Source organism: Streptomyces sp. NPDC086080, assembly GCF_044540255.1.
In the GTDB taxonomy this organism is placed as follows: domain Bacteria; phylum Actinomycetota; class Actinomycetes; order Streptomycetales; family Streptomycetaceae; genus Streptomyces.
The window spans coordinates 162595-186560 of the sequence record NZ_JBITRU010000016.1 but is presented as its reverse complement, the minus strand read 5'-3'; the positions used below and the strand labels follow the sequence as shown (position 1 = coordinate 186560).

The following is a 23966-nucleotide window of genomic DNA, read 5'->3' as shown; positions in this document are numbered from 1 at the left end:
AAACTTCCAGGCGAACGCCGCCTGGCTGACCCTGTGGGCCATGTCGCACAACCTGCTGCGGGCCGCCGGCGCCCTCGCCTCGGCCTTCCACGCCAGGGCCACCACCGCCACACTCCGCGCCCACCTGGTCCACGTCCCCGCCCGACTCGCCCGCACCGCGAGGACCAAGCTGACCGCACACCTGCCCGCCAACTGGCCCTGGCAGGACGCCTACCAGGACCTGTTCGAAGCCGTCCACCACTTGCCATCGACACCCTGACGGCCTCCATCCACACCGCACCCTGACGGCCACACCGGCCACCGGCGACACCGCCACCACCCCAGCCCCGACTCGAAAGACACCCCGGACAGGCCGCGACCCGAGCGCGGCAGGCGCTGCACGCCCTCGAACCCGTGCCCCACACCACCATCAGCCCCCGGCGAGAAATCGGACCTCCGAAACATCAGCCGGTGGATCCGGGGTGAGGGTGGGATGGTGCAGCCGTGCTGGGCCAGAAGGGGCTGGACTCGGAGAACGTCCCTGGTGACGTGTTCGGTGCCAAGGCCGCTGTCGGCCGCACCACGGTGATGGCCGACAGCGGCTACTGAATCTGTGCCAGGCGTACAGTTTTTGATAACCACTCGCAGCCACCGGGAAGTTGCCCAGGGTTCGTCCGATCATGGCAAGCACAGCCGCAACATGAAAATCGCGATGCGAGAAGACCCCGCCAAACACTCGGCGAGGCCTCGTCTTCGTACTCGCGCCAACACGGACATCCCCAGCAGCTGCGATCGCAAACCCGTCGTCCCTACAAGTGACGCAGGAACCTGACTGAGTGAGGAGCCCAACGCGTCCTACGCGCCAGCACCTGCCACCTAACGGCGAATGACGTAGCAGTTACGGGAGTACGGATCGACGCCCACATAGACGTCACACGCGACAGCGATGCAGCCGTGGCCTGTCCACAGGCCGAGATGACGAGTTCAGCTGCCGGTAGCCAGCCAGTCGATCCGGCCGTCGATCCCACACTCACGCGTCCCAGTCGCGCTGGGAGGAAAAGGCACCCGGGTACGGACGGATGAGCGGGTGCGATCGCAAATCAGGCACCCGAGAGAGTTACAGGCACACGGACCCCTTGGAGGCACCGACCGCATCGTGCGCGCCAACGCGTTCGACCTCACGTCGAAGCCGCACCGGAGCGCTCCGGTGCGGCTTCGACGTCTCACGGATCCGGGCAGAGGCCCCGCCATGACGGACCGCGGCGGGGCCTCGCCATATCACCCGCGTAACACACAGCCATCACCAACTGGGTAGACGCTCTCGGACCAAGAGGCTCCGACCTGCATTTTCATGCCCGCAGTGGACTGGCACAGACGCCCCTGGACGGTCTCTACAACCTGTGCCATGTGGTACCCAGGGAGGGACCCAGGATCAGAACCGGAGCGTCTTCAGGCCCGTCAAAGCGGTATTGCAGGGTGTTGGGTGGTGTCTCGCTCACGCCCCAGACCCTCTCACGTCTCAGGAAATCTCACACAGCCCGGGCAAGCCGACGGCTCGCCGGCACGGGCAGGCCCGCCGGAACGAGGACACCGGCCGGCGTACCGTGTCATCCGGAAGGGATGCGGAACTCGAATGCGGGACGGTCCCACGGCACGGCGGGCGGGCTGGCGCGCACGGTCCCGGTCCGCACCGCACCGACGCGGTGGTAGAAGTCCTCGGCGGGGACGTGCGACACGACCAGGACACGGTCGAGCCCGGCGGCACGGGCCTCGGACCGCATGTGCGCCACGAGCAGCCGTCCGACACCCCGTCCTTGCACGTCGTCGGCCACGAACAGCAGGTCGAGCTCCGGTGGCGCGAGGACGAGCGAGTAGAACCCGAGGACCCGGCCTCCATGCTCGTCGCCGCCGACGGCCACGAAGGCGCGGTGGGCCTCGATGTAATCAGGACCGACCCGGTAGCCCGCGACCGCGGATGCGTACATGCCCTCGTAGGCGCCTGAGCCACGCACGAGCCGCGTGAGCCGTTTGGCGTCCCGCGCGAGGGCCCTCCGTATCGTGATCGGTTCGATCGGGGAAGTGCGTGAACCCATCAGGAGAGTATTCCGCACCGCGGAGCGCCCTCGTGCGGCGGGTCGGCTGCTCGGGCAGGCGCTCCTGCACGGCTCCCGGGAAAGGCGAGGGAGTCGGCCTCGGCCTCGGCAGGCCGGGTGACGCCGGCAAGCCCGTGCGGCGCGGGGCCGCCCGGCCGCCGGTGCTCGTGCACGGCGGTCGGTCGGGCGGGTCGCGTGGTCAGACTCGGGTCGAGTCCTTCACGTACGGCGGCTGTGCCTGGGCCTGCGGCTGACCGGCTGCCGGCACCGTGGCCGTCGCCGGTCCGCCCTCGTCCAGCCCGAACCGGTCGTGGAACCTGCGCAGGAACGGTGGCGCGTACCAGGCCGAGCGGCCCAGCAGCCGCATCGCGGCGGGGACGAGCACACCGCGCACGGCGAGGGCGTCGATGAGGATGGCCAGCCCGCTGCCCAGGCCGAACATCTGCATGAAGCTGATCTGCGAGGTGCCGAAGGCGAAGAAGCTCACCGCGAGCAGGAAGGCCGCCGCGCTCACGATGCGCCCGGTGTGCCCGAGGCCGTCGGCCACGGCGGTCTCGTTGTCCTTGCCCAGGTCGTGGAGTTCCTTGATGCGGCTGGTGACGAACACCTCGTAGTCCATCGACAGGCCGAAGGCGATGCAGAACATCAGCACCGTCATCGCCATCTCCATCGGCTGCGGGGTGAAGCCGAGCAGGGAGGAGAGGTTGCCGTCCTGGAAGATCCACGTCATGACGCCGAGCGTCGCCGCCAGGCTGATCACGTTCAGGACCAGCGCCCGCAGCGGCTGCACGACACTGCCGGTGAACAGGAAGAGCAGGGCGAAGGTGGTGAGGACGATCAGGGCCAGGGCGAGGGGCAGCCGGTCGCCGATGGACTCCCTGGAGTCGACCAGCTGGGCGTCACTGCCGCCGACCAGGGCGAGGGTCCCGCCGGGCGGGGTGACCGCCCTCGTCTCCTCGACCAGCGTCTGTGCCGCCTCCGACCTCGGCGTCAGGGAACTCACCACGGTGATCCGCTGGGCGTCGTCCCGCCCGAGCGCCGGATTGCCGGCACCGTCCGCCCCGGACTTCCCCCCGCTGTAGGTGCCCGTGCTGGTCTCGACCCGCACCACACCGCCGAGACCGGACAGTGTCGACGCGTACGAGGCCAGCGGGCCCCGCTGCACGGCCTGGTCGATGACGATGTGCAGGGCGGCCTCCTCGGTGCCGTCGAAGTTCCCCCGCAGCGCCGTGGAGACCTGCCGGCTCCCCGCATCCTCGGGCAGCACCCGCTCGTCCGGGATGCCGAAGGTGATGCCGAGCAGCGGGCTCGCCGCCACCACCAGCACGGCGAGGACGGGCAGCGCGGTGAGCGCCGGCCGCCGCATGACGGTGCGGGCCAGCCGCCCCCACATCGGCGCCCGCGCGTCGGCATGTCCCCGCTTCGCCCACGGCAGCCGCCCGCCGTTGACCCGGTGACCCAGCACGACGAGCAGCGCCGGCATCACGAACAGCGTGCTGACGGCCGCGATGGCAACGACACCGACGCCGGCGAAGCCGCACGAGCGGAGGAAGTACTGCGGGAACACCAGCAGCGCGCCGAGCGCCGCCGCCACGGTCGCGGCGGAGAACGCGACGGTACGGCCCGCGGTGCTCACCGTGCGCCGCACCGCGTCCTCCACGCTCGCGCCCGCCCCGAGCTGCTCACGGAAGCGGCTGACCATCAGCAGGGCGTAGTCGATGCCCAGCCCCAGGCCGAGGGCGGTGGTGAGGTTGGTCGCGGTGTCGGCGACATCGGTGACATCGGCGAGCAGCGACAGCTGGGCGAGCGAGCCGACGACGGCGATGATGGCGATCACCAGCGGCAGCAGCGCCGCGACGACGCTGCCGAACACGAACAGCAGCAGGATGAGCGTCAGCGGGATCGCGATGGCCTCGGCCAGGATCAGGTCGTCCACCACCTGTGTGGACAGCTCGCCGCCCACGGCGGCGCCTCCGCCGGCCTGCACCGTGAGCGTGCCGTCGTAGGTGCCGGTGTAGGTCTCCAGCAACTCCTTCGCGCTGAGCCGCTGTTGGGTCTCGTCGCCCGTGACGTGGGCCAGCACCATGGCCTCGCTGCCGTCCCGGGACCGCAGCAGGGGGTTGTCCGTCTCCCAGTAGGAGACGACGTTGGTGAGCCGCTTCTCCTCCTTCAGTTCGGCGACCAGCGCCTCGCCGCTGCGCCGGGCGCCGGAGGCGTCGACATCGCCGTCGGAGGCGCGCACCAGCAGGATGAGGTTCGTCTCCCCGCCGAATCTCTCGTCGATGACCTCGGCGGCCCGGCTGGACTCGGAGGCGGGGTCGTCGAAGCCGCCGCCGAGAAGCTTGTCGAACGCGCCCGCGCCCACCACGGTCATGAGGACGACCGCCGCGACGGCCACGGCCAGGATCAACCTGGCCCGGCGGATCACCAACTCTGCCAAGCGTTCGAACACGCCGTATCTCCTTCGAATCAAAGGTGGGGTGACGACGTGTCCGCCGGACGCCCCAGTGGGCCGGCGCGGCAACCCCCACACCCTGAGCCCGGTCCGGGTGGGCGCGGTGTCGCTCTCCTCGTCGCGAGCACGACGTTAATGAGGCGTCGCATTCTTTGGCAGAGGGAGAATTTTCTGGCAGTGTCAGATTTAACGTCCATGCTGTAAAGCCTCTTGACGCCCCATCGGATCCCTGTCGTAGGCTCGGCCGCATGCCCGAACACCCACCGGCCACGACCACCGGCGCCACGTCCCCGCCCGTGACCGGTCCCGCACCGCTCTCGCTGCGCCAGCGACGGCGGGCCGTCGCCACCCAGGAGATCGTGGAAGCCGCCGAGCGCCACCTGGACGAGCACGGTCCCGCCGCCCTCTCCCTGCGCGCCGTCGCCCGCAGCCTCGGCATGACCGTCCAGGCGCTCTACCACTACTTCCCGAACCGGGACGCCCTGGTCACCGTGCTCATCACCAGGGCGTACGACGACCTGGCCGACGCCGTGCAGACCGCCGTCGGCACCCCGTCCGAAGGTCTGACCCCCGCCGACGGACGGACCCCGGCCCCCGGGGAACCCGTCCCGCCCTTCGTGAAGGCGTGCGAGAGCTACCGCGCCTGGGCCGTCACCCACCCCGAACGGTTCCAGCTCATCTACGGCACCCCTCTGCGCGACTACACGGCGCCCGTCGAGGGCCCCACCACCCGGGCGATGCGCCGGATGAGCGCGGTCTTCCAGCAGGTGTTCTTCAGCGGGTTCAGCCAGGACCAACTCGCCGCGGCCGACACCCACGCCCTGCCGGCCCCGCTCCGGACCCACCTGGACCTGCTGAGCGACGCGGAGGGCCCGGAACCCCTGCCGCCCGCCGCGGCGGCGCTGCTCCTGAGCGCGTGGGGCCATATGCACGGCCTGGTCGTCCTCGAGGTGTTCGGACACACCACCTTCCTCGGCGGCCACCAGGCCGAGATCTTCCGCATGGCGATGCACCACCTGCTCACCGACACCCACCGCCGGATCCCCGGGCCCGCACCGGAGCCGTCCGCGAAGAGGCTCTGACGAACCGTCATGTACGGGTGAGCAGTGGGCGGTTCCGGAATCGTTTGTTGCCCATCGCCCAAGCCGTCGGGCCGTCGGGCCGTCGGGCCGTCGGGCCGTCGGGCCGTCAGCGTCGGCTCGAGGCGGCGTGCCGGTACGAGGAACGGGTTTCGGGGCGGGATGTGCTGCGGTGGGAGACGGCTGAGTGGAGGTGGGTGGGGCGCCCTGTCAGTGGCCGACCGAGAAGGTGGCGTCGGCGCGGTCGGTGGCGGTGCTGATCGGGTCGACGCGCAGGGCGTAGCCGGAGTGCCGGATGTAGCGGGTGGGGAGGTTGTGGGAGCGGAAGGAGGACCAGGACGCGTCGGCCAGGCCGGCGACCCGGTGGAAGGTGGCGTCCTGGGCGAAAGCGGTACTGCCGTCGTTCGCGTCCAGGCGGAGTGCGTAGTCGTAGTGCCGCAGGTGGCGGGTGGGGTGATTGACCGACTGGAAGGAGACGCCGGAGGAGTCGGCCAGCCCGGGGACCAGCTTCCACTGCGAGTCGGGGTACGGGTCGAAGGGGTAGGTGTCGATCCGTGCCAGGTAGTCGGCGTGGCGCACGTAACGGGCCGGGTAGTTGTACGACTTGAGCCGGTTCCAGGCGGGGGCACCCCAGCGGGCCAGCAGGTTGGTGTGCTCCACGGCGGTGATGGGGGTGATGGTGCAGTGCTTGGCGTTGACCGGGTGCGTGTAGAGCCTCTGGTCCACCGGGGTCCATGTACCGGCCGCGAGGTCGCCGGTCTGCCAGGCGTAGAGGACACCGTTGGGCGTGTAGGTGTCGCCCCACAGGTACCAGGTGTCCGAGGTCAGGGACTTCACGAGCGTCGGCGCCTCGGTGCCCCCGTGTGCGACCGATGTGCTGAACGGCGTGAAGCTGCCCGGGTTCAGTGAGGTGGAGCGGGCGCCGACCAGGCCGCCGGTGCTGCTGCTCTTGAAGTAGAGGTAGTTGACGCCGTTGACGCCGACGGCCATGTCGCCGTCGATGATGTCGTAGCCGGGGTCGAAGAACACCTGCGGTGCGGAGACGGTCGTGAAGTCGCTGGTGTAGTTGACCATCAGGACGCCGTGACCGCTGCTGTTCACCGACGAGTAGATGATGGCGTACTGGCCACGACTCGCGTCCCAGAAGGCTTCCGGGGCCCAGCTGTGAGTGACCATGTCGTGCAGGTGGGGTCGGCGGTAGTTGGTGAAGGTGCGCAGGTCGGCGGAGTCCCACACATGGATCGTCTGGCTGTTGTAGCCCCAGTCGGTGCCCTTGAGGTCCGTGGCCAGCACGATGAAGCCGCCCTCGCGCTTGCGCAGGATGAAGGGGTCGCGCAGCCCGCCGGCCCCGGCGGTGGGGGTGACGACGGGGTTGTTCTGGTTCAGCGGCGTCCAGTTCAGCGAGTCCGTGCTGACGGCCAGGTGGAGGCCGTAGTCGGCACCGAGACCGTTCGGCGACTCGGTGAAGTAGCCCATGACGTAGGCGGAGTCGGCGGCGTGGGCCGGCCCGGCGCCCAGTGACAGGCCGGTGGCCAGGGCTGTCGTCGTGGCCGCGGCGGCACCGAGGAAGTGTCTGCGGGACGGCATGGCCCGGCTGTGGGGGCGTGCGCTCATGGGCTCTCCGAGGGCGTGTCGGTGGGGGTGGACGAACTGCGGCAGACGGCGGCGCCGGCGGGAAGCCGACCCGGCAGCGTGACCGTTGTTCGATATTACGAACATGGTTCGGTGAGTCGATCGGAAAGTACGACCCTGACCGTGGTCCGTCAACGCTTCCCGCGCACCTTTCTTTCGCCGCGCCGCCGCGCGGTCGACTTCCGATACCCGGTGGCACGGGAAGGCGTCGACCGTGTTGACGCCGCATGACGGGCCCTCTATCGTTCCGGCGTCGCTCCGAACGCTTTTCGATATATCGAACACACGGAGACAGTCACCCGCCGGTGCGCATCCCTGCTCGTTCGCGAAGCGCCCCTTTCCGCCTGTCCGGCCTCCGCTCCTTCCGACCGCGAGGAGACGTTCATGCGCGCCTTGTCACTGGCTGGGCACACCGCTGTGCGTCCGGTACCGGCAAGCGGCTGTCGGCATGGATCGCGACCGTACGGGCCGGTTCCCGTGTCCGACCGGTCCTTCCCGCCCGCACCACACCCTCCTTCACTCCTCACCACCTCCCCCACACCCATACGGAAAAGAGGGCACGATGACCTCCTCCCTCAGCAGACGCCGCCTCCTGCAGATCGCCGGAGCCACGGCCACCGCCTGCGCCTCCGGTCCCCTCCTGGGCGCCGCTCCCGCGCACGCCTCCGTGGTCCCGCCGGCGCGCGCCGACATCGGAGCCCTCGCCCACCCCTTCGCGCTCGGTCAGGTCCGACTGACCCCCAGTCGCTGGCTGGACAACCAGAACCGCACAGCGAGCTATCTGCGGTTCGTCGACGTGGACCGGCTGCTGTACACCTTCCGCGCCAACCATCGCCTCTCCACGGCCGGCGCGATCGCGACCGGTGGCTGGGAGGCGCCGACGTTCCCCTTCCGCAGCCACGTCCAGGGCCACTTCCTCACGGCCTGGGCACAGGTGTACGCCGTGACCGGCGACACGGTCTGCCGCGACAAGGCGGTGTACATGGTCGCCGAGCTGGCCAAGTGCCAGGCCAACAACAGCACCGCCGGATTCACCGCCGGATACCTCTCCGGCTACCCGGAGTCCGACTTCACCGCCCTCGAGGCCCGCACCCTCAGCAACGGCAACGTGCCCTACTACACGATCCACAAGACCCTCACCGGTCTGCTGGACGTGTGGCGCCACCTCGGCAACACCCAGGCCCGCGACGTACTGCTGGCCCTGGCAGGGTGGGTCGACACCCGCACCGGCCGGCTCACCCCGGCGCAGACACAGGCCATGCTGGGCACCGAATTCGGTGGCATGAACGCCGTGCTGACCGACCTGTACCAGCAGACGGGCGACGTGCGCTGGCTCACCGTCGCCCGTCGTTTCGACCACGCGGCCGTCCTCGACCCCCTGGCCGCGAACCAGGACCGGCTCGACGGTCTGCACGCCAACACCCAGGTACCGAAGTGGATCGGCGCGGCCCGCGAGTACAAAGCCACCGGGATCACCCGCTACCGCGACATCGCCACCAACGCCTGGAACATCTGCGTGGGCACCCACACCTACGCCATCGGCGGCAACAGCCAGGCCGAGCACTTCCGCGCCCCGAACGCCATCGCCGCGTACCTGCGCCAGGACACCTGCGAGAGCTGCAACACCGTCAACATGCTCACCCTCACCCGTGAACTGTTCGCCCTGGACCCGAACCGGGCCGCGTTCTTCGACTTCTACGAACAGGCATGGCTCAACCACATCATCGGCCAGCAGAACCCGGCCGACCCCCACGGCCACGTCACCTACTTCACCCCCCTCGCCCCCGGCGGCCGGCGCGGTGTCGGCCCAGCCTGGGGAGGCGGCACCTGGAGCACCGACTACAGCAGCTTCTGGTGCTGCCAGGGCACCGGCCTGGAGATACACACCCGGCTGATGGACTCCCTCTACTACTACGCCGGCACCACACTGACCGTGAACCTGTTCGTCCCGTCGGTGCTCACCTGGACCGAACGCGGCATCACCGTCACCCAGACCACCTCCTACCCGGCGAGCGACACCACGACCCTGCGCGTCACCGGCAGCACGGCCGGCACCTGGACGATGCGCGTCCGCATCCCCGGCTGGACCACCGGCGCCACCGTCGCCGTCAACGGCGTCCCCCAGAACATCACCGCCACACCCGGCAGTTACGCCGCCCTCACCCGCGCATGGACCTCCGGCGACACCGTCACCGTCCGCCTGCCCATGCGGGTCGTCATGCGCCCGGCCAACGACGACCCGAACATCGCCGCGATCACCTACGGTCCGGTCGTCCTGTCCGGCGACTACGGCGACACCGCACTCGGCGCCCCGCCGCCGCTGGACACCGCCTCGATCCGACGGACCGGCACCAGCGCCCTCGCCTTCACCGCCACGGCGGCCGGCGCCACCGTGAACCTGGGCCCGTTCCACGACGCCCACGGCCACAACTACGCCGTCTACTGGAACACCGGCGCCCTTCCCCTCGTGCGCCTGGTCAACGCGGCCAGCGGGCTGGTGCTGGGTGTACAGGACATGTCCACCGCCGACGGCGCCCGGGCGCTGCAGTGGACCGACTCCGGCACCGCGGACCACCAGTGGGAAATGATCACCGACGCCGGCGCCTTCCGCTTCCGCAACGCCCACAGCGGCAAGGTCCTCGGCGTCCGGGACATGTCCACCGCCGACGGAGCGACCGTCCTGCAATGGGCGGACAACGGCACCGCCGACCACCGCTGGACCCTCCTCGACCAGAACGACGGAACCTACAGGATCCGCAACGCCCACAGCGGCAAACTCCTCGCCATTGCAGGCGACTCCACCGCCGTCGGCGCCTTCGCGGTCCAGGACGCGGACGACGGCACGGCCGACAACCGATGGCGCATCGTACGCGGTGCGGGTCGAGCCGGACGCCGTACTACAACGACGCCGTACAACTGACGTCGGCCAGGGCAACTGCCGGAACGGATGATCCCGATGCGGAAGGATCCGGATCGAGAGACAAGAGTCGAGAGACAAGAGTAAGGACACGCGACACCATGAAATCCTGGCGCTTCCACGGAACCAACCAACCGCTCACCCTGGAGGAGGTACCGGCGCCGCACGCGGGACCGGGCGAGGTCGTCGTCGACGTCAAGGCCGCCGGTCTCTGCCACTCCGATGTCAGCGCGATGGACGACGCGGGCTGGATGCCGATGTTCCCGCGGCTTCCGATGACGCTCGGGCACGAGAACGCCGGCGTGATCAGCGAGGTCGGCGAGGGCATGGGCCACTGGAAGGTCGGTGACCGCGTCGGGCTCGCGCCGTTGATGCCGGACGGCGACGCCATCGGCTACGGCGCCTGGGACGGCGGCTACGGGCCCAAGGTGCGCGCGACCGACGCGAATCTGGTGCGCCTGCCGGACGAGCTGTCGTTCGAGCTGGGCGCGATGGCGACCGACGCGGGTCTCACCTCGTACCACGCCATGGTCGCGCTCGGCGGGGCGAAGAAGGGCATGCGGGTCGGTGTGATCGGCCTCGGCGGCCTCGGCTACATCGGCGCCCGCACCGCCGTCCTCAAGGGCGCCACCGTGTACGCGGCCGAGGTGAACCCGGCCGCCCGGGAGCTCGCCGGCGAGGTGGGCCTGGCGGGCGTCGCCGAATCGATCACCGAGTTCGCGGACAAGGACCTCGAGCTCATCGTGGACTACGCGGGCTTCGGCACCACCACCGCCGAGGCGGTGGAGACGCTCGGCGAGTTCGGCACGCTGGTGCAGGTCGGCATGGGCCGCCTCGAGGCGACGATCAGCACCAACGCGATCATTCTGAAGCAGCTGCGGCTCCTCGGCTCCAAGTCGGGCACGAAGCAGGATCTGGAGGAGCTCTACGAGCTCATGCGGTCGGGCGACCTCCACCCGCCGCTGAACCGCATCACGCCGGCCCGGATCCCCGAAGGGCTGGAGCAGCTCCGCAAGGGAGGGGTCGTCGGCCGCCTCATCGCCCTGTACGAGGACTGAGCCGGCCAGCACGGCACACGTCCCCGGTGGCCCCGAACCGAAGCGAAGCGGTTCGGGGCCACCGCTGTTGAAGCGCAGGCGAACGGGCCCGCCTCCGTCGCGCATCGCGCGCCGGGTCCGCGCCGAACACTCCACCCACTCCACCGTGCGACGCACAAACGACGCATGTTGTTCTGCGTCGTTCCGCGTTCAACACTGGCACCACGCGCACGGCAGGAGGAGTCAGGCCATGAGCACCCGCACGCGATCCACCACCGCTCCCGTCCCGCCCGTGGAGGAGACGCGGTACGACGAAGAACTGGCCCGGGGGCTGGTCGACGCCGACGCCGAGGCGTTCACGGCGATCTACCGGCGCTGGGGGTCACTCGTCCACACCATGGCCACCCGGTCCCTCGGCGACACCCACGAGGCCGACGACGTGACCCAGCAGGTCTTCATCGGCGCCTGGCGCGGGCGGCACGGTTTCCGCCCGGACCGGGGTGCGCTCGGCGCCTGGCTGGTGGGCATCACCCGCCGCAAGATCGTTGACGCGCTGGCGGCCAGGACGAGGCGCCTGTCCCTCGTCGACTCGGCCGCCCAGAGGGACGCCCCCGGCGGATCGGATGCGGCGGCACCGGACGACGTACTGGACCGCGTGCTGCTCGTCCAGGCCCTGTCCCGGCTGCCGCGCGCTCAGCGCGAGGTGCTGTGCATGGCCTTCTACGAGGACCTGACCCAGGTCCAGATCGCGGAACGCACCGGTGTGCCCCTGGGGACCGTCAAGAGTCACGCCCGCCGCGGCCTGCACCGGCTGCGCCAGGTGATCGAACAGGACCACATGCCGACCGCGGACAGTCAGCCGCGTTGAAGAAGCACCGCTTCCGGCGCATCCGCGACACCACCCGCCCAGGAAACAGCAACAGAACGAGATTCCGCAGCGTGCGGAGACTCCACTCGAAGGGTTGATCCTCATGACCTCCCGGACCCCCCTCGTCATCGCCGCCTCGGCCGGTGCGTGCGCACTCGCCCTCGGGGTGACCGCACCCGCCCTGGCGGATTCCGACGCGGCCCAGGACACGTCCATGGTGTCCGTCTTCCACGGCATCCCCGGGATGACGGTCGACGTCTACGCCAACGGTGACGAACTGCTCAGCGACTTCAAGCCCGGCACCGTGACCGAACCGCAGTCCCTCGACGCCGGGACCTACGACATCCAGATCTTCGAAGCGGGCCAGGGCCCCGACGGCACGCCGGCCCTGGAGAAGGAGGTGAAGGTGCCGGAAGGCGCCACCGCCACGGTCGCCGCCCATCTCTCCGCGGACGGCGAACCCCGGCTGACGGCCTTCACCGACGACGTGTCGCAGGTGGACGCCGGCCAGGCACGCCTGACGGTCCGCCATGTCGCGGCCGCGCCCGCCGTGGACGTACGGGCCGGCGGACAGCCCGTCTTCACCGGCCTGACCAACCCGGGCGAGGACACCGCCGCGGTCGACGCGGGCACGGTGAACGCCGACGTCGTCCTCGCCGGGACGGACACCGTGGCCATCGGACCGGCGGACCTCGACCTCAAGGAGGGCACGAGCAACGTCGTCTACGCCTGGGGCAGCGCCGAGGACAAGAACCTGGCCCTCGCGACCCAGACGTACAGCGGCATGGAATCGATGCCCAACGCCGTCGACGCGGGCGGCAACGGCGCCGCCGCCGCCCAGAACTCCTCCGACCAGTGGCTCGCCTGGGCCGCGGCGACCGGAGCCGTCGCGGTGACCGGTGTCCTGGTGGCCCGCCGCGTCGCGAGCCGGCGTGCCTGACACCGTGCGACGGCTTGCCGGGGCGGCCGTGGCGGCGGCCGCTCTGGCAGCCGTCCTCGGCGTGGCGGGTCAGTCGCCGGAACGGGGCGCGGCCCCGCCCGGCTTCAAAGACGCACCGTCGGCGCGCAGCGCCGTGGCCGTCGCGTCCGCCGGCCCGGGCCAGGAGGCGCCGGCGGCACCACCCGTGCGGGTCGAGGTGCCCGGCATCGGTCTCGACGCCCGCGTCGAAGCGGTCGGCGTCACCCGGCAGGGAGCCATGACCGTCCCCGACGACCCCGCCGTGGCCGGCTGGTACCGCTACGGCCCGGCTCCGGGGAGCCCTCAGGGGTCGGCCGTGCTCGTCGGGCACGTCGACAGCGACACGGGCGACCTCGGGGAGTTCGCCGCCCTCTACGACGTGGAGCGCGGAGACACCGTCGAGGTGCGGCGGGCGGAGGCGGAGGCGGCGGTCTACCGCGTGGTCTCGCGCACCACCGTCCCGAAGGACGAGCTTCCGCCGTCCGTCTTCCGCCGGACGGGCGACCCGGTCCTCACGCTGATCACCTGCGCCCCGCCGTTCGAGCCCGAACGGGGTGGCTACCTGGCGAACCTCGTCGTCACGGCGGAGCCGGTGGAGAACTGACGGTGCTTCCATGAGTCCGGCCGGCCCGTGCACACCGCAGTTCGGAGCTCAGGACACCGGAGGTCGCAGTGGGCCATGTGGAACCGGCGCACCTGGTGGAGCTGGCGCTGGGTCGCACGACCGGTGACCAGGACGTCCGCGCCCTGCGGCACATCGCGACGTGCCCGCGCTGCCGGCGGGAACTCGCGTCGATGATCCGCGTCGTGACGGCCGCTCGGGACGCCGGGGCCGCGGACCTCCCGACCGCGCCCCCCGAGCACGTGTGGCGCCGGATCGTCCAGGAGCTGTCCGGCGAGGAGCCTTCGGACGCGGACACCGCGCCCCCACGGTCCGGACGGAGTCCGCTCCGGCGGCCCGCCGGCCTCTTCGTCGTGCGGTGGTTCCGGATCGGGGCCGGTGGCGAGCCCGCTCGGCGGCCCGGCCGACGGCTCCGGTCCCCCTGGTGGCGCCGTGGGCGCTGAGCCTGCCGCCGCCGGACACGAAAAGGGCGCGGACGCACCACCAGAAGGTGCGCCGGCCACGGACCACGGCGATCGTGGCATCACGAGCATTCCCTCCGGACCGGGGGCAGGACGCATGGACGAAACCCAGTTGGCCGAGGCGACCGCGGGCGCGCTCGCGCGGGCGCCCGATTCCGTTACCGGGACCGCGGGTCCGGGCGCGACCGCCGAGGCGGTGCCCCGGCACACGGACGTCGTCCCGGTCCGGCGGGCCGCCACGCACATCCTCACGTCCCGGCGCGACCGGCAGGACTGACCGGCCACCCGCCACGCCCCCTCCGCACCGACGCAGTCCCCCACGGAAAGGAGCCGCGCCCATGCCGGTCGCACGGAACCCCCTGCACGGCCGGACAGCCGTGGTGACCGGAGCCGCGCGCGGTATCGGCGCGGCCATGGCCCGGGTCCTGGTCGAACGGGGCGCGACGGTGGCGCTCCTGGGCCGCGAGGAGAGCACGCTGGCAGAGGTCAGGGACTCGCTGCCGGCCGGGCGGTCCGCCTGCTGGGAGGTCGACGTCACCGACGACCGGGGGATGAGCCTGGCCGCCTCCGGGATCCGGGCGCGGCTCGGCCCGCCCTCGGTGGTGATCGCCAACGCCGGACTGGCGGAGGGCGGTCCGTTCGCGGAGTCGGATCCCGCCGTCTGGCGTCGTGTCGTCGAGGTGAATCTCATCGGCAGTGCGGTCACCGCGCGGACGTTCCTGCCCGATCTGTTCGAGACGCGCGGCTATTTCCTGCAGGTGGCGTCGCTGGCGTCGATCGGTGCGGCACCGATGATGAGCGCCTACTGCGCGTCGAAGGCGGGAGTCGAGTCGTTCGCGCACGCGCTGCAGGCGGAGGTCGCCCATCGGCACGTGGGGGTGGGCATCGCGTACATCAACTGGACGGACACCGACATGGTGCGCGACGCCGACCGGCACGCCGTTCTGCGGGAGTTGCGCGGCCACATGCCGCCGCCCGCGCGCAAGGTGTACCCCGCCGCGTATGTGGCGGGCCGGCTGGTCACCGCCGTCGAGCGACGGCGTCCCGCCGTCTACGTACCGCGTTGGCTGCGCGCGGCCCAGGCCGTGCGCGCCGCGATGCCGCCCGTCGTCACGCTGCTGTCGCGACGCGAACTGCCACGGCTCGACGCCGCGGAGCCGTTCTCGGCGACCGGGTTGCTCGGCGCCGGCGGCCGGGCCGACCAGGCGGCCGGCACCGACGCCCCGCGCGGTTGAACGGCCCGCCGCGCACGCGTCACGCGGCTAGTGCCGAGGATGAAGCGGCCCCGGCCGGGCTGACGCGGGCGGCACAGCGGCCGGTGTCGAGGGCCGAGGGCCGGGGGAAACGCCGCAGGAAGACGGCCGGACGAAAACGGCCGACGGGAGACACCCGAACGAAGACCGCCGGCGGGAGACGGCCGAGGGGAGACGGACCCGCCGCTGCCGGCGGTCCCCGTCGACAGCCGCGCCGCGACGGGCGCCGTCCCGTGACGGCGGTCATGATCGATCGAGACCGGAACGGTGCCGGGGAACGAGCCGGAGGGAAAGAGCGTGGAGACGAGCGGACGACGGAACGCGGAGGGGCTGCGCTGTCTGGTGACCGGCGCGTCCGGGTACATCGGCGGGCGTCTGGTGCCGGAGCTGCTGGAGGCAGGTCACCGGGTCCGCTGCCTGGCCCGCTCCCCCGGCAAGCTGCGCGATCACCCCTGGGCGGCGGACGCCGAGTGTGTCCGGGGGGACGTCACCGACGCGCCTTCGGTCGCCGAGGCCATGCGCGGTGTCGACGTCGCCTACTACCTGGTGCACGCCCTCGGCTCCGGTGCGGATTTCGAGGACACGGACCGCCGTGCGGCGCGGATCTTCGCGGAGCAGGCACACGCGGCAGGCGTCCGGCGAATCGTCTACCTGGGCGGTCTGACACCGCGGGACGTTCCCGAGGCTTCCCTCTCCCCGCATCTGCGCTCCCGCGCCGAGGTCGGCCATATCTTCCTCGACTCCCCGGTGCCCGCGACCGTGCTGCGGGCGGCGGTCGTCATCGGCTCGGGGTCGGCCTCGTTCGAGATGCTGCGCTATCTGACCGAGCGGCTGCCGGTCATGGTGACCCCCAGTTGGGTGCAGACCCGCACGCAGCCCATCGGGGTCCGCGACGTGCTGCGCTACCTGGCCGGCTCCGCCACCATGCCGGACGATGTCGACCGGGCCTTCGACATCTGCGGACCGGACGTCCTCACCTACCGGGAGATGATGACCCGCTACGCCGCCGCGGCCGGCCTCCGCCGCCGCGTCATCGTGCCGGTACCGGTGCTCACTCCCCGGCTGTCCAGTCACTGGATCGGCCTGGTCACTCCGGTTCCGGCCGCCATCGCCCGGCCCCTGACGGAGTCCTTGCGTCACGAGGTCGTCTGCCACGAGCACGACATCGCCCGGTACGTCCCCGACCCTCCGGGACACCCTCTGCCGTTCGACGAGGCCCTGGCGCTGGCCCTGCGCAGGGTCCGAGAGGCCCGGGTGGCCACCCGCTGGTCGTCCGCGTCGGTCCCGGGAGCGCCCAGCGATCCGCTCCCCACCGACCCCGACTGGGCCGGCGGCAGTCTCTACCAGGACGAGAGACGGCTTCCCGTCGACGCGTCCCCGCAGGCACTGTGGACGGTGATCGAGGGAATCGGGGGCGACCACGGCTGGTACTCGTTTCCGCTCGCCTGGGCGGTGCGCGGCCGGCTGGACCGGTTCGTCGGTGGTGTCGGTCTGCGCCGCGGACGACGCGACGCGGAGCACCTGCGGGTCGGTGACTCGCTGGACTTCTGGCGCGTCGAGGAGATCGAGCCGGGACGCCTGCTGCGGCTGCGGGCGGAGATGCGGCTGCCGGGACTGGCGTGGCTGGAGATGTACGTCGAGACGGACGCCCAGGGCCGGACCCACTACCGGCAGCGCGCCCTGTTCCACCCGCGAGGGCTGCTCGGCCACGCCTACTGGTGGTCCATCTCCCCCTTCCACGCCGTCGTCTTCGGCGGTATGGCCCGCAACATCACCCGGACGGCCGCCAAGGGCCTGACCGCCCGCGGGAGTGATCGGCGTGCCGAGCGCGTCCGTCGCCCCCGCGCCGGCAGAAGTGCCCGGCAGTAGGCGCCACGCCTGCACGGCCTGCACGGCCTGCACGGACCGTCTCGCCCCCGCGGCACCGCACTTGGAGTGACACCATGACCGTCGCGCTCGTTCTGTTCACCTCGGACCTGCGTCTGCACGACCATCCGCCGCTGCGCGCCGCGCTGAAGGCGGCGGACGAGGTGGTGCCGCTGTTCGTGCTGGACCCCGGGATCCACGCGGCCGGCTTCGACGCCCCCAACCGGCGGGCCTTCCTCGCCGACTGTCTGCGGGACCTCGACGCCTCACTGCGCCGCCGCGGCGGCCGGCTCGTCGTCCGCGCGGGGGCGGTCGCCCGGGAGGTCGGCGCGGTCGCCGCCGAGTGCGGGGCCACCGAGGTCCACATGGCCGCGGGAGTCACCTCCTACGCCCACCACCGTGAGGAGCGGCTGCGCGAGCGCCTCGGCGCCGGCGGCGTGGCCCTGCGCGTGCACGAGACGGTGATCACCGCCGTCGCCCCCGGGGCGGTGACACCCGTCGGCTCCGACCACTTCGCCGTGTTCACCCCCTACGCGCGCCGCTGGGACCGGGAGCGGCTGCGGGAACCCCTCCCCGCGCCGGGCTCCGTGCCCGTCCCCGACGCGGTGCGCGGCCTGCCGGTGCCCGAGCGCGCGGAGGTGCCGGGCACGTCGCCCGGTCTTCCGGCCGGCGGGGAGACGGCCGGGCGCGACCGGTTCGCGCGCTGGTCCCGGTCCGGGCTCTCCCGGTACGCGGACCGGCACGACGACCTGGCCGGTGACGGAACCTCGCGGCTGTCGCCGTACCTCCACTTCGGAGCCCTCTCACCGGTGGAAGTCGTCCAGCGGGCCCGTGAGCACGGCGGTCCCGGCGCGGACGCGTTCGTGCGCCAGGTGTGCTGGCGGGACTTCCACCACCAGGTGCTGGCGGCCCGGCCCGAGGTGTCGGTGAAGGACTACCGCACACGCCACGACCGCTGGCGCGGCGAGGCGGACGCCGCCGAGGACATCGCCGCCTGGCGGGAGGGGCGCACGGGATATCCGGTCGTCGACGCGGCCATGCGCCAGCTGTCCCACGAGGGCTGGATGCACAACCGCGCGCGGCTGCTGGTGGCGAGCTTCCTGACCAAGACGCTGTACGTGGACTGGCGGATCGGCGCACGGCACTTCCTGGACCTGCTCGTCGACGGCGACGTCGTCAACAACCAGCTCAACTGGCAGTGGGTCGCCGGCACCGGGACCGACACCCGTCCCCACCGGGTCCTCAACCCGCTCGTCCAGGCGAAGCGGTTCGACCCCGACGGTGCGTATGTGCGCCGCTGGGTCCCCGAGCTGTCGGACCTGGAGGGCAGGGCGGTGCACGAGCCGTGGCGGCTCCCGGCGGACCGGCGGGAGGCACTCGGCTACCCCGCACCGCTCGTCGACCTCGCCGACGGGCTCGCGCGCTTCAAGCGGGCCCGCGGCCGCGAGTGAGGAGGCACCCGCCGTGCACCGACCGGGTGACACACCGCCAGGAAAGGGGCACCGATGGGCCGCTGAGGTGAGACTGTCCCGGACCGGGGCCGCACCGGGTAGGAATCAGCGCATCCGTACCAGGGCACTCGGCGGAAGCACGGGTATGCGGATATCCGAAAGCGAGAAGGGGTTGTGCATGCTTGGACTGCCGCCTGTGGCGGTCGCACCGGCCGGACCCGTCGACGACCCTCTCACCCCGTCCGACGCCGCCGACGATGCCGACACCGTCCTGGAACAGATCCTCCACGCGCGACTGCGTCAGTCCCGCGCGGTCGATCCGGTCTTCGCCCGGGAACTGGCCGAGCGGGTGGGCGCACTGGTCGCGCGGGGCGGTAAGCGGCTGCGCACGGCCTTCGCGTTGTGCGGCTGGCGGGCGGCGGGCGGATCGGGCGACGCCACCGCGGTGCTGCGCACGGGTGCCGCCCTCGAACTGCTCCAGGCGTGCGCCCTCGCCCACGACGACGTGATGGACGGATCGTTGATGCGCAGGGGAGGCCCCGCCCTCCACGTCGAACTGGCGCGCGCCCACTGGGCCGGGGGCATGCACGGCTCGGCGGAGACGTTCGGGACCTCCTCCGCGGTGCTCGCCGGTGACCTGGCCCTCGCGTGGGCGGACGACCTGCTGACGGAGACCGCGCTCGACACGCCGCACGGCCCGCGACTGCACGAGGAGTGGCGGGCGATGCGGACCGAGATGGTCGCCGGGCAGTACCGCGACCTGCGCGCCCAGGCCACCCGTTCGTCACGCGTCGACGAGGCGCTGGACATCGCCACCCTGAAGAGCGCCCTGTACACCGTCGCCCGTCCCCTCGCCCTGGGCGGGGCACTGGCCGGAGCCGGTGACCGTACCCTGGACGCGCTGCGGGCGGCCGGCCGGTGCGCCGGTCTGGCCTTCCAGCTCCGCGACGACCTCCTCGGCGCCTTCGGCGACCCGGCACTGACCGGTAAACCGGCCGGCGACGACCTGCGGTCACGCAAGCTCACCTACCTCCTGGCCATCGCCCTCCAGCTCGCCGACACCGCCGGGGACCACCACGCCGCCGCCACCCTCGCCCCGGACGCCGACACCCGCTCGGAGCACGCCGTCGAGCGGGTGCGGGCGGTCATGGAACGCACCGGTGCCCGGGAGGTGGTGGAGGCGAAGATCGTGGAGCTGACGACCCTGAGCCTCGGCCACTTCGCGCGCACCGGCGCCCACCCCGCCGTGCGGGACGAGTTCGCCGCGCTGGTCGAACGTGCGTCGGGCGTGGCTCCGCGCCGTGCCGAGGAGGTCGCGTGAGAAAGGTGCCGGGACGCACCGACCATGTCGTCGTGGTGGGTGCCGGTCTGTCCGGACTGGCCTGTGCCCTGCATCTGCTGGGTGCGGGCCGCCGGGTCACGCTCGTCGAACGGGACGCCGGCCCGGGCGGCCGGGCCGGCCGGCTGCGACTGGGCGGCTACCAGGTGGACACCGGCCCCACGGTGCTGACCATGCCGCACCTGGCCGACGAGGCGTTCGCCGCGGTCGGCGACAGCCTCCACCGCCGGGTCGAGCTGATGCCCCTGGATCCGGCCTACCGGGCGTGCTTCGCGGACGGCTCCTCGCTCGACGTGCACACCGACGGCGAGGCGATGGAGGCGGAGGTGCGACGCTTCGCCGGACCGGCCGAGGCGGCCGGGTACCGCGGTCTGCGGCAGTGGCTGGAGCGTCTGTACCGGGCGCAGATGGGCCGTTTCATCGACACCAACTTCGACTCCCCCTTCCGGCTGCTGCACCCCGATCTGGCCCGTCTTGCGGCGCTGGGCGGGTTCGGGCGGCTGGACGCCCGTATCGGCCGTTTCCTCTCCGACGACCGTCTGCGGCGTGTCTTCTCCTTCCAGGCGCTGTACGCCGGTGTGGCCCCGGCCCGGGCGCTCGCGGCCTACGCCGTGATCGCGTACATGGACACCGTGGCCGGCGTCTGGTTCCCGAAGGGAGGCATGCACGCGCTCCCCCGGGCCATGGCCGACGCGGCGGCGGAGGCCGGCGCCGAGCTGCGCTGGACGTCCGAGGTGAGCGGGCTGGAGCGCTCGGCGGGCCGGGTGCGGGCCGTCCGGCTGTCCTCCGGTGAGCGGATTCCGTGCGACGCGGTGGTACTGACCTGTGAACTGCCCGCCGCCTACCGGCTGCTGGGGCGCCGGCCCCGGCGCCCGGTGCCGCTGCGGCACGCGCCGTCCGCGGTGGTCCTGCACGCCGGGACCGACCGCACCTGGCCCCAGCTGGCCCACCACACGCTCTCCTTCGGCGCCGCGTGGGAGCGCACCTTCGACGAGCTCACCCGCTCGGGCGAGCTGATGAGCGACCCGTCGTTGCTGATCACCCGTCCGACCACGCACGATCCCGGCCTGGCGCCGCCCGGCGGGCACCTCCACTACGTGCTCGCCCCCTGCCCCAACACCACGGTCGGGCCCGGGGCCGCGGCCTGGCGGGACCTCGGCCCGCGCTACCGGGACCGCCTGGTCGGGGAACTGGAACGCCGGGGCCTGGACGGGTTCGCGGACAGCGTGCGGGAGGAACTTCTGGTGACCCCCCTCGACTGGACGGCCCGGGGTCACGCGGCGGGCAGCCCCTTCTCGGTCTCCCACACGTTCGCCCAGACCGGGCCCTTCCGGCCGCGCAACCTCGTGCGCGGGGTGGAGAACGTGGTCCTGGCGGGCTGCGGGACCACCCCGGGCGTCGGCGTACCCACGGTGCTCGTCAGCGGCAAACTGGCCGCCGCTCGCGTCACCGGCGGCGCCGGCCGGCCCGGCGTGCGCACGCGTGCTCCCCTGGCGGCCGCTCCCCTGGCGGCCGCTCCCCCGACGGCCGCTCCCGCGCCCACCGCTCCCACCCCGGCAGGTGCTCATGACCCGTCGTGAACTGGACGCGGCCGGGATCACCGAGCCCGCGCTGCGCGCCGCATACACCCGGTGCCGGCAGCTCAACGCCCGTCACGGCAAGAGCTACTTCCTGGCCACCCGGCTGCTGCCGCTGGAACGCCGCTCGGCCGTGCACGCCCTGTACGGCTTCGCCCGCTGGGCCGACGACATCGTGGACGACCTCGACCGGCACCGGACGCCCGAGGAACGCGACCGGCTGCTGGGCCGTCTCGAGAGCGACCTCGCGCATGGGCTGCGGGCCGGAGACGGGGACGAACCCGTGGTCCGGGCCGTGGCCGACACCGCGAGCCGGTACGGGATCGAGCACGCGCTCTTCGCCGACTTCCTGTCCTCGATGCGTGCCGACCTGACGGTCACGGACTACCCCACCTACGCGGACCTCCAGGGCTATGTCCACGGTTCGGCCGCGGTGATCGGCCTGCAGATGCTCCCGGTACTGGGTACGGTCGTGCCCCACGAGGAGGCGGCACCGCACGCCGCGGACCTCGGTGTGGCGTTCCAGCTCACCAACTTCCTGCGGGACGTGGGCGAGGACCTCGACCGCGGCCGTGTCTATCTGCCCGGGGACCTGCTGGCCGCCCACGGCGTGGACCGGCCGCTGCTTGAGTGGAGCCGGCGCACCGGCCGCCACGACCCGCGGATCCGTGCGGCCCTTGTCGCGGCGGAGGCCATGACGCGGGAGGTGTACCGGGCGGCGGAGCCGGGCATCGCCCTGCTCGATCCGCGCGTACGTCCCTGCATCCGCACCGCGTTCGCCCTGTACGGGGGCATCCTCGACGCGATCGCGGAGCAGGACTACACCGTGCTGCACCGCCGTGCGGTGGTCTCCCGGCGGCGCCGTGCGGCCCTGGCCGCGGGCGGTGCGCTGGGAGTCGCCGCCGCCCGGTGGCGGGCGCGCGCCCCGCGCCGGACGGCCGCGGCGGGCGCCGGCCCGGTCGAGTGGAAGGAACCGGTGCGGTGAAGGAGCGAGGGGGCCGCGCGCGCTGGACGCCACCGCTGCGGCGCCGGCGTCGTGGCCCGGACTGGGCGACGCAGACACCGACCTGGCGCGAGGCGCGGCCGGCGCTGATCTCGAAGGCTCTCGCGCGGGCGTCCGCCCGTCCTTCGGGCAACTGGTTCGTGGTCGGTGCCTCCCGGAACGTGCGCGCCGCGGATCGCCCGTACGGCAGGACGGTCGGTGGGGTGGAGGTGGTGGTGTGGCGCTCGGACACCGGTGAGCTGCACGCGGGTCCGGGCGTCTGCCCCCATCTCGGCGCTCCGCTGCGGGACAGCCGGGTGGTGTGCGGCACGCTGGTGTGCCACTGGCACGGACTGGGCCTGAACGGTTCACCGTTCGCCGGCTGGCGGCCGTTCCCGGTGCACGACGACGGCGTACTGGTCTGGGTACGGCTGGACGAGGTGGGCGGCGAGGAGCCCACCGAGCGTCCGGTCGTCCCCGAACGGCCCGCGGCCGGCAGTGGGGTGGACGCCGTGTACACGGCGGTGGGACGGTGCGAACCCCAGGACGTGGTGGCCAACCGGCTCGACCCGTGGCACGGCTCGTGGTTCCACCCCTACTCGTTCGTCGATCTGTCCGTGGTCCGGGAGCCCCAGGGCGATGAGGACGACGCGTTCGTCGTCGATGTCTCCTTCCGGGTGGCCGGGCGTCTGGTCGTGCCGGTACGGGCCGAGTTCACCGCGCCGGAGCCCCGTACGGTCGTCATGCGCATCACCGACGGCGAAGGGGCCGCTTCCGTGGTGGAGACACACGCGACCCCGCTGACGGGCAGGGACGACACACATCCCCGGACGGCCGTGGTCGAGGCGGTCGTGGCCACCTCGGACCGGCGCGGCTTCGCGGTGGCCCGGGCCGCCGCGCCCGTGCTGCGCCCCCTGATGCGCCGGACGGCCGGGCGTCTGTGGCGCGACGACCTGGCCTACGCCGAGCGCCGCTGGGCGCTGCGCAGCACCGGACGCTTTCCCGGCTGACCCCGGGGCCTGTCGCGAACGCGGCGCCCGCCGCCCTTCGGGTGACGACGCCGTGTTCGCGACAGGCCCGAGGGGGCCACACCGCCGTCGGCGCGGCCGGCGTCCTCGTGTGTCCGCCGGCGGCCGCCGTGGCACGAGGAGAGCGCGGCCGTCGCCGGGTACGGGTGCCTTCGGCGGCTTCCGGGCGGCGAGGCGGTACTCGGGGATCGCCGGCGCCTGTGCCGCGGTCACCGCGCGGATGTCGAGGGCCTGTGCCTCCAGCAGCGCCGCGCTGGACCTGGCCTCCGACTCGGCCTGAACGTGGCGCCGGCGGGCCAGCGCCTCGGCGCGGTTGGTCTCGCGCTCCACGGCGGTGCACCGTACTGGCCAGCGCCCGGCCTCAGCGGC

General features: G+C 72.3%; 18 protein-coding genes and 1 pseudogene. 16 read left to right on the top strand and 3 right to left on the bottom strand.

Features of this window, described 5'->3' with window-relative positions:
* Positions 1 to 259: pseudogene (locus tag ACIF9R_RS20550) on the top strand (IS1380 family transposase); the annotation flags it as partial.
* Between the two features lie 1327 nt (positions 260 to 1586).
* Here ACIF9R_RS20550 and ACIF9R_RS20545 read toward each other — a convergent pair.
* Positions 1587 to 2072, bottom strand: a complete 486-nt coding sequence (locus ACIF9R_RS20545) for a GNAT family N-acetyltransferase (protein WP_399981901.1) — start codon at positions 2070 to 2072, stop codon at positions 1587 to 1589.
* A 199-nt stretch (positions 2073 to 2271) separates the two neighbouring features.
* Complete coding sequence (locus ACIF9R_RS20540) at positions 2272 to 4524, bottom strand: MMPL family transporter (RefSeq protein WP_399981900.1); 2253 nt, start codon at positions 4522 to 4524, stop codon at positions 2272 to 2274.
* Between the two features lie 251 nt (positions 4525 to 4775).
* Here ACIF9R_RS20540 and ACIF9R_RS20535 point away from each other — a divergent pair, with 251 nt between their 5' ends.
* Positions 4776 to 5609 carry a TetR/AcrR family transcriptional regulator gene (locus tag ACIF9R_RS20535; protein ID WP_399981897.1) on the top strand — a complete coding sequence of 278 codons (834 nt, stop codon included), beginning with the start codon at positions 4776 to 4778 and terminating at the stop codon, positions 5607 to 5609.
* A gap of 207 nt (positions 5610 to 5816) precedes the next feature.
* Here ACIF9R_RS20535 and ACIF9R_RS20530 read toward each other — a convergent pair whose 3' ends face one another.
* Positions 5817 to 7220: a glycoside hydrolase family 43 protein gene (locus ACIF9R_RS20530; RefSeq protein ID WP_399981895.1), complete on the bottom strand. Its 1404-nt coding sequence runs from the start codon at positions 7218 to 7220 to the stop codon at positions 5817 to 5819.
* Between the two features lie 580 nt (positions 7221 to 7800).
* Here ACIF9R_RS20530 and ACIF9R_RS20525 point away from each other — a divergent pair.
* The 14 genes from ACIF9R_RS20525 (at position 7801) to ACIF9R_RS20460 (ending at position 23579) form a co-directional block, all read left to right on the top strand.
* The gene (locus tag ACIF9R_RS20525) at positions 7801 to 10158 is read left to right on the top strand and encodes a beta-L-arabinofuranosidase domain-containing protein (protein ID WP_399981892.1); all 2358 of its coding nucleotides are present in this window, start codon (positions 7801 to 7803) and stop codon (positions 10156 to 10158) included.
* Between the two features lie 98 nt (positions 10159 to 10256).
* The gene (locus ACIF9R_RS20520; protein ID WP_399981890.1) at positions 10257 to 11213 is read left to right on the top strand and encodes a zinc-binding dehydrogenase; all 957 of its coding nucleotides are present in this window, start codon (positions 10257 to 10259) and stop codon (positions 11211 to 11213) included.
* 229 nt (positions 11214 to 11442) lie between these two features.
* Entirely contained in the window at positions 11443 to 12060 is a 618-nt protein-coding gene (locus ACIF9R_RS20515) for an RNA polymerase sigma factor (protein WP_399981888.1), read from the top strand.
* A gap of 103 nt (positions 12061 to 12163) precedes the next feature.
* Positions 12164 to 13000 (top strand): DUF4397 domain-containing protein, encoded by an 837-nt coding sequence (locus tag ACIF9R_RS20510; protein ID WP_399981885.1) that lies wholly within the window; start codon positions 12164 to 12166, stop codon positions 12998 to 13000.
* Positions 12993 to 13622, top strand: coding sequence for a class F sortase (locus ACIF9R_RS20505; protein ID WP_399981883.1), 630 nt, complete (start codon positions 12993 to 12995; stop codon positions 13620 to 13622). The genes ACIF9R_RS20510 and ACIF9R_RS20505 overlap by 8 nt, the downstream gene beginning before the upstream one ends.
* Before the next feature lie 68 nt (positions 13623 to 13690).
* Entirely contained in the window at positions 13691 to 14083 is a 393-nt protein-coding gene (locus ACIF9R_RS20500; protein ID WP_399981880.1) for a hypothetical protein, read from the top strand.
* A gap of 115 nt (positions 14084 to 14198) precedes the next feature.
* Positions 14199 to 14378, top strand: a complete 180-nt coding sequence (locus ACIF9R_RS20495) for a hypothetical protein (protein ID WP_399981878.1) — start codon at positions 14199 to 14201, stop codon at positions 14376 to 14378.
* A 61-nt stretch (positions 14379 to 14439) separates the two neighbouring features.
* Positions 14440 to 15336, top strand: coding sequence for an SDR family oxidoreductase (locus tag ACIF9R_RS20490; RefSeq protein WP_399981876.1), 897 nt, complete (start codon positions 14440 to 14442; stop codon positions 15334 to 15336).
* 315 nt (positions 15337 to 15651) lie between these two features.
* Entirely contained in the window at positions 15652 to 17223 is a 1572-nt protein-coding gene (locus ACIF9R_RS20485; RefSeq protein WP_399981873.1) for an SDR family oxidoreductase, read from the top strand.
* A 74-nt stretch (positions 17224 to 17297) separates the two neighbouring features.
* A complete protein-coding gene (locus ACIF9R_RS20480) occupies positions 17298 to 18671 on the top strand; it encodes a cryptochrome/photolyase family protein (protein ID WP_399981870.1) in 1374 nt (457 codons plus the stop codon).
* Positions 18672 to 18849: 178 nt separating this feature from the next.
* Positions 18850 to 19992, top strand: a complete 1143-nt coding sequence (locus ACIF9R_RS20475; RefSeq protein ID WP_399981867.1) for a polyprenyl synthetase family protein — start codon at positions 18850 to 18852, stop codon at positions 19990 to 19992.
* Complete coding sequence (gene crtI / locus ACIF9R_RS20470) at positions 19989 to 21590, top strand: phytoene desaturase family protein (protein ID WP_399981865.1); 1602 nt, start codon at positions 19989 to 19991, stop codon at positions 21588 to 21590. The genes ACIF9R_RS20475 and crtI overlap by 4 nt, the downstream gene beginning before the upstream one ends.
* The gene (locus ACIF9R_RS20465) at positions 21577 to 22572 is read left to right on the top strand and encodes a phytoene/squalene synthase family protein (protein WP_399981862.1); all 996 of its coding nucleotides are present in this window, start codon (positions 21577 to 21579) and stop codon (positions 22570 to 22572) included. Before crtI ends, ACIF9R_RS20465 begins: the two co-directional genes overlap by 14 nt.
* Positions 22569 to 23579 carry a DUF5914 domain-containing protein gene (locus ACIF9R_RS20460; protein WP_399981859.1) on the top strand — a complete coding sequence of 337 codons (1011 nt, stop codon included), beginning with the start codon at positions 22569 to 22571 and terminating at the stop codon, positions 23577 to 23579. The genes ACIF9R_RS20465 and ACIF9R_RS20460 overlap by 4 nt, the downstream gene beginning before the upstream one ends.
* The last annotated feature ends 387 nt before the right edge of the window (positions 23580 to 23966 follow it).